The sequence below is a fragment of the Catenibacterium sp. co_0103 genome, assembly GCF_004168205.1.
In the GTDB taxonomy this organism is placed as follows: domain Bacteria; phylum Bacillota_I; class Bacilli_A; order Erysipelotrichales; family Coprobacillaceae; genus Catenibacterium; species Catenibacterium mitsuoka_A.
On the sequence record NZ_RCYB01000109.1, the window covers coordinates 1 to 6137 of the forward strand.

Annotated in this window: 7 protein-coding genes and 1 other RNA gene; all 8 read left to right on the plus strand. The window is 32.3% G+C overall.

The features are described 5' to 3' along the window. The first annotated feature begins 179 nt into the window (after positions 1-179). Complete coding sequence (locus tag EAI80_RS11525) at positions 180-797, plus strand: hypothetical protein (protein WP_129982153.1); 618 nt, start codon at positions 180-182, stop codon at positions 795-797. A 464-nt stretch (positions 798-1261) separates the two neighbouring features. Continuing rightward, an RNA gene (gene ffs, locus EAI80_RS11530) (signal recognition particle sRNA small type) lies at positions 1262-1351 on the plus strand. 22 nt (positions 1352-1373) lie between these two features. Further along, positions 1374-1817: a nucleoside deaminase gene (locus EAI80_RS11535; RefSeq protein WP_129982154.1), complete on the plus strand. Its 444-nt coding sequence runs from the start codon at positions 1374-1376 to the stop codon at positions 1815-1817. A gap of 3 nt (positions 1818-1820) precedes the next feature. Continuing rightward, positions 1821-2498, plus strand: coding sequence for a Bax inhibitor-1 family protein (locus EAI80_RS11540; protein WP_129982155.1), 678 nt, complete (start codon positions 1821-1823; stop codon positions 2496-2498). Between the two features lie 50 nt (positions 2499-2548). After that, positions 2549-4345, plus strand: coding sequence for a DNA polymerase III subunit gamma/tau (gene dnaX, locus EAI80_RS11545; RefSeq protein WP_129982156.1), 1797 nt, complete (start codon positions 2549-2551; stop codon positions 4343-4345). 2 nt (positions 4346-4347) lie between these two features. Beyond that, positions 4348-4650: a YbaB/EbfC family nucleoid-associated protein gene (locus EAI80_RS11550; RefSeq protein WP_006505010.1), complete on the plus strand. Its 303-nt coding sequence runs from the start codon at positions 4348-4350 to the stop codon at positions 4648-4650. Position 4651: 1 nt separating this feature from the next. Continuing rightward, complete coding sequence (gene recR / locus EAI80_RS11555; protein ID WP_129982157.1) at positions 4652-5245, plus strand: recombination mediator RecR; 594 nt, start codon at positions 4652-4654, stop codon at positions 5243-5245. Between the two features lie 52 nt (positions 5246-5297). Next, on the plus strand, positions 5298-6065 hold the full coding sequence (locus EAI80_RS11560) for an ATP-grasp domain-containing protein (RefSeq protein WP_129982158.1): 768 nt from the start codon (positions 5298-5300) through the stop codon (positions 6063-6065). Positions 6066-6137: the final 72 nt, after the last annotated feature.

Here is a 6137-nt window from a genome sequence, read left to right on the forward strand (position 1 = left end):
TTATGAATAGAATTCACAAAGGTTTTGGTTTAGTTGGTCGTGATCAATGGTTTCCAAATTAATAGATAACAACTAACCTTATCTACTGAAAACTTAATTTACAGGAAATAAGAATTTACACAAGATTCTTGAGACTATCTGATGTTCAAGCAAAATCATATATAATAAGGAGTCTGTAAATGCAAAAATTATATTTCAAATCATTTATCATCGCTTTTATCGTATTTATTTTTGGGGTTAATTCTTTGTCAAATGTAGATGCTATATCCAAAAATAATCCATCAAATTTAGATAATCAAGTTGTGTATGTTAATGGTTCACATTATAGTGTTTCTGTTGATCATAAAGGTATCAATACAATTTCATCAGTAACTGATGAAAAAGGTACAACCACTATGGCTATCTTTGATAAAGAAACAAATAAACTAACTATCAACGGAAATGAAATTCAAATAGAAGAATATAAAAATTCTATAACAAGTTTTTCAAGAGCTAGTAATAAAGTGCTAAAAAGAAAAACGTATACTATTCCTGGCAGTGCAACATCTACAGCTGCTGCCTTGATAGCTGGTTTAGCAGCCATTAGTAACTTTCCATTTGCTGCGGCTGTAGTAAGTGCCTTTATTTCTGGTAGTTTATGGGGAAAATCTATTAAAATCATCATTACCGACTATCGTTCTGGTTCTAGGTACAAATCAGGATCTCATAAAGGGAAATACAAATATTGGACTAATGTTTTAGTGAAATGTGGAAGTGCCACTATTTTGAATCAAAATCATTCTGTATGTTATAAATAAGGGGATATTTATGTTGAAAAAATATCTAAGAAAAAGAAATTATCCATTTGTAGTATTTTTTGCTTTACCAGAAAATTGTTTGGATTTACTAACTTTTATTCTTTTTGCAGTATATTGCATATTAAAATATATTTTCGTATTACCACCATGGTGTGATTTATTCATTGTGATTATATTTTCTATATTTACTTTGATTTTTAAACGATATAATGTAGATAACCAATATAGATATTCTATCAAACATTCAATGAGTTTTTCGATATTTTTTGGCATTTGGTTTTTATTGGAAATATTATCCTTAGTTTGATAATAGAATATTTAAAATTTAAACGTATATAAGGCAATCAATAAAATGATTCTTTAAAGAATCATAATAAAACAAGAATAACTCCCTCTTTACGACGAATTACTCAGATGTAAAATCTCCTTTTTCTTGCATTTTATAATAATTATGTTATAATCAATTTTGCCATTACAATAAACATGTCTGAACCATGTCAGGACCGGAAGGTAGCAGCATTAAGGGCCTCTGTTTGTGTGTAATGGCACTTTTTTTATATAAAAAGGAGTCATAGGATGAATGATGAAGAATATATGGCTGAAGCATTAAAAGAAGCAGAAATCGCAATGAGTGAAGATGAAGTACCTATTGGATGTATTATTGTCTATGAAGGACAAATCATTGCACGTACACATAATCAAAAGGAAACCTTAAAGAAGGCTACAGGACATGCTGAAATATTAGCTATTAATCAAGCAAGTGAGTATCTTGATTTATGGCATTTAGATGGCTGTACAATGTATGTAACATTAGAACCATGTATGATGTGTACAGGGGCTATTATACAAAGTCGTATCAGTCGTTTAGTGATTGGTACGAATGTCAGTAGATGGCCAGGTTTTATAGAGTTAATAGAGAATAACCCTGTAAATCATCATCCTGATGTACAACAGGGGATTTTAAAGGAACAGTGTGCTACAATAGTATCAGAGTTCTTTAAACGTAAAAGGAGGAAGTAAATTATGGATTCTTATTATAGTAATAAGATGAGTTATGGTGAGTTCTTTGGTTCAGTTATGAAATGGATGGCTATGGCTTTAGGAATCACTACAATCACTTCATTTCTATTCTCATTCTTACATCTTGAACTGATATTGGGTGCGTCTTATTTCATCTTTATGATTGTATGTTCGGTTATAGAAATAGGATTAGTAATAATGCTAAGTAAAACAGTCAAAGATATGGCTATAGAGAAGGCTAAGACATATTATGTTGCTTATTCAGTAATTAATGGGATTGTGCTTTCTATGTGGTTGAATTATGTTGTACCAGGTGTAGCAGTACTTGCTTTTGCGGTGACAGCTGTTTATTTTGGTTTACTCTATACAGTGACACAGCATACTAATAATAATTTCATTGGTATAGGAAAAGTCTGTTTAATGGCTTTACCAGTTCTTATGATTGCGTATATCTTATTGATCTTTATTTCGGCGCCAGGTCTTTATTATCTAGTCGTATTCCTTGATCTTGCAGTCTTTACTGGACTTACTCTTTATGATTTTAAGCATATCGAATATGCTTATGAAGTTGCACCACAGGAAGCATTAAAAGGTGTGGCATTGCTTTGTGCATTACAGCTCTATATGGATTTCATCAACATTTTTATTGATATATTGATGTTAGTAAGTGATAATAATTAAGGTGCTAAGGCACCTTTTTTTATGTATAATAAGGAAAGGAGTTGATGACTATGGCATATAAATCATTATATAGAACATACCGTCCACAGACATTTAAAGATGTAGCTGGACAGGAAGCAATTATTACTACATTAAAGCATGCAATAGATGAAAAGAAGATTGCGCATGCATATTTATTTTGTGGTCCACGTGGAACAGGAAAGACAACTGTCGCAAAGCTATTAGCTAAGGCAGTTAATTGTACTGGTGATCCTAAACCATGTGGTGAATGTGAGAATTGTAAACAGATTGAAAATGGAACACATCCAGATGTTATTGAAATAGATGCTGCCAGCAATAATGGGGTAGAAGAAGTAAGAAGTCTGATTGATAAGGTGAAATATGCACCGACACAGGGACAATATAAAGTCTATATCATCGATGAAGTACATATGATGTCACCTGGCGCTTTTAATGCATTATTAAAGACATTAGAAGAACCACCAGCACATGTCATCTTTATTCTTGCGACAACAGAACCACATAAGATCTTACCTACTATTATTTCTAGATGTCAGAGATTTGATTTTACACGACTCACTGACCAGGAAATGGTACAAAGAATGCAGTATGTCTTAAAAGAGGAAGGTAAGACATATGATGATGGATCCTTAGAATTAATTGCTAGACTTGCGAATGGTGGGATGAGAGATGCATTATCTATCCTTGAACAATGTCTTGCCTATAATGATGATCATTTAAGCATTAACGATATTCATACTATTTATGGTATTGTATCCATGGATGATAAGACAAACTTATTGAAGGTTTTATTATCTAAGAATATGTCTGAATCTTTAAAGATATTAGATAAGATGGATAAGAGTGGTATCGATATTAAGAGATTAACATTTGATTTAATTGATATATTAAAAGACATAGTTATTTATAGGAATACAAAAGATACTTCTATTATGTCAGTCATGACACAAAAAGACTTAGAAAACATTGTGCCTTATATTTCAAGTGATGAATGTTTTAACTTTATTGATATATTGATGGATGCAAGTGAGAAGTACATCAGAGCGACTGATCCACATATTTATTTTGAACTTGCATTATTAAGATTATGTAATCAAGAACATGCAGCAAGTCAGAAGATAGAATATACACCTATTAAAGAAGAACCTGTAAAACCTGTAGAAGTAAAGAAGGTTGAAGTTAAAGAAGAACCAGTCGAAGAAATCATGGAAGAACCTGTCTTTGAATCAATTGAAGAAGAGATAGTTGAACCAGCTATTGAAAAGAAGGTTGAACAACCAGTACCTCAATTCAATTATGAAAAGCAAGAAGAACCAGAAACATATGCATCAGATGATAATATCGAAGTAGATCAAAGTGATATATTAAATATTCTTGTGCAGGCTGATCGTAAGATCTTAAATGAAGTTCAGGAGAAGTGGCCAGTGATTAGACGTTATATGGCTAATATGAATACAGCTAAAGCAGCAAGTATGTTATCTCAGGGTCGTCCAGCTGCAGCAAGTCGAGATGGTTTAATTATTGAGTTTGATTTAATGCCTGATGTGAATGCAGCTAACTATTATAAGAATTATAAACAGTTATCATCTTTAATTAAGGATGTATTAGGACATGAATATAAATTCATTGGTATGCAGCATGATGCATGGTTAGAGATGAGACAACATTATATTCAGCTTGCAAGAAGCAAACAGCTTCCTCAGGCGAGACCAATCACATTAAAACATATTGATGGATATGATTTAAAAAGAGTAGATTTGAATGACGCACAGAAGTATGCTTTAGATATGTTTGGTGAAGATATTGTAGAATTTAAGGAGGATTAAAAATGGATTTCAATTCGCTTTTAGAAACCGCAAAGAAAATGGGTGAAACAGCCTCAAATCAACAAAAAGAATTAGAAAACAAGAGTTTTAGTTTTTCTTGTCAGAATAATTTGATAACAGGTAAAATCAATGGTAAGTATCAGATTACTGAATTACATATCAGTCAGGATTTGATGGATGATAAAGATATGTTAGAAGACTTGATGATGATTGCGATTAATCAGGGAATCAGTCAGGTAGAAAAGGAGAAAGAAGACAATATGAAATCCCTCACTGGTGGATTAGATTTATCTTCTTTTATGTAATATGGAATATCCAAAGAGTTTTGAAGAGTTAATGACATGTTTTAAAATGTTGCCAGGCATTGGAAACAAAGGTGCTGAAAGAATGGCTTATGCGATTTATGATATGTCAGAAGAAGATGTAAAAAGATTCTCACAGGCACTGAGTTCATTTAAAGAAAATGTTCATACTTGTCCTATATGTGGAAATTTAAGTGAAGGTGATAAGTGTGAGATATGTGCCGATCACGAAAGAGATCAATCTACAATATGTGTTGTAGAATCTCCTAAGGATGTCTTTGCGATGGAAAAGATGAAAGAGTACCATGGCTTATATCATGTGTTAGGTGGTACAATTTCTATTATGGATGGCAAGACTATGGATGATTTGAACATCATGAGTTTATTTGATCGTATTACTCCTGATACAAAAGAAGTAATTATTGCGACAAATGCGACAAGAGAAGGGGAAACAACTGCACTCTTCCTTGCAAAGCTATTAGATAAAAAAGGTATTAACACAACACGTATTGCGCATGGTTTACCAATTGGAAGTTCTCTTGACTATGCAGACGAACTCACATTATTAAAATCATTTGAGGGTAGAAAGAAAGTTTAAGCAAGAGGGCTATAATGTATTTTTATAGCCCTTTTATATTGAGGATAAGACAATGAAAGCTTATATTAAAGTAAAAAAGGATCGTAATTCTGGACTTATAGTAGGGCATAGTCAAAATATGCAGAAAGCTATCTCTGGATTCAATGAATTAGGATGCGAAGTTGTGCCTTATTATTCATTAGATGATGTCTATGATCAAATTACAAGAGAAGATATCGTAGTAGACTATATTGTACAATGTGAAAATGTATTTAAGAAGTTTGGAATCACACATCCTCATGTAGATGATTATCCAGAGTATCTAAAAGAATTTCTAGGAAGAAAAATATGGAAAGATACAATGAATTCTATTTCTTCAGACGAAAGGAAATGGTCAGCAGGCTGGTTTGTGAAACCAGTTGATAGTAAAGTATTTACTGGTAAAGTGATATCAAGTATTAAGGATTTAATAGGCTGTGGGGCTTATAATGATAATCTTGAAGTTCTCTGTAGTGAAGCTGTTGAGTTCATGCGTGAGTGGCGGTGCTTTGTATATTATGATGAAATTATAGATGTGCGTCCTTATAAAGGTGATTGGCATTATAACTATAATCCTGATGTACTTGACCAGATCATGAATCAATTTACACAATGGGATGAAAGACCTATGGCATGTTCTATTGATATAGGTGTTACTAAAGATGGAAGAACCTTATTAATAGAATGTAATGATGCCTATTCTTTAGGGGCATATGGATTAGAAGACTATAAATATGCAAAACTGTTATCAGCAAGATGGTCACAGTTATTAAATAGAGAAGATGTCTTTGATTATCGGTAATTTAAAATAACTAGGGGTTTCCTAAATTTTAATTATCACGCAGTAAGGGGTGAATCTCACCCCTTATTTCTT

Excerpts from the sequence above, each read along its gene's own strand:
- recR (WP_129982157.1), top strand. The coding sequence starts at position 4,652 with ATGGAATATCCAAAGAGTTTTGAAGAGTTAATGACATGTTTTAAAATG.
- EAI80_RS11550 (WP_006505010.1), top strand. The coding sequence starts at position 4,348 with ATGGATTTCAATTCGCTTTTAGAAACCGCAAAGAAAATGGGTGAAACA.
- EAI80_RS11525 (WP_129982153.1), top strand. The coding sequence starts at position 180 with ATGCAAAAATTATATTTCAAATCATTTATCATCGCTTTTATCGTATTT.
- dnaX (WP_129982156.1), top strand. The coding sequence starts at position 2,549 with ATGGCATATAAATCATTATATAGAACATACCGTCCACAGACATTTAAA.
- EAI80_RS11560 (WP_129982158.1), top strand. The coding sequence starts at position 5,298 with ATGAAAGCTTATATTAAAGTAAAAAAGGATCGTAATTCTGGACTTATA.
- EAI80_RS11535 (WP_129982154.1), top strand. The coding sequence starts at position 1,374 with ATGAATGATGAAGAATATATGGCTGAAGCATTAAAAGAAGCAGAAATC.
- EAI80_RS11540 (WP_129982155.1), top strand. The coding sequence starts at position 1,821 with ATGGATTCTTATTATAGTAATAAGATGAGTTATGGTGAGTTCTTTGGT.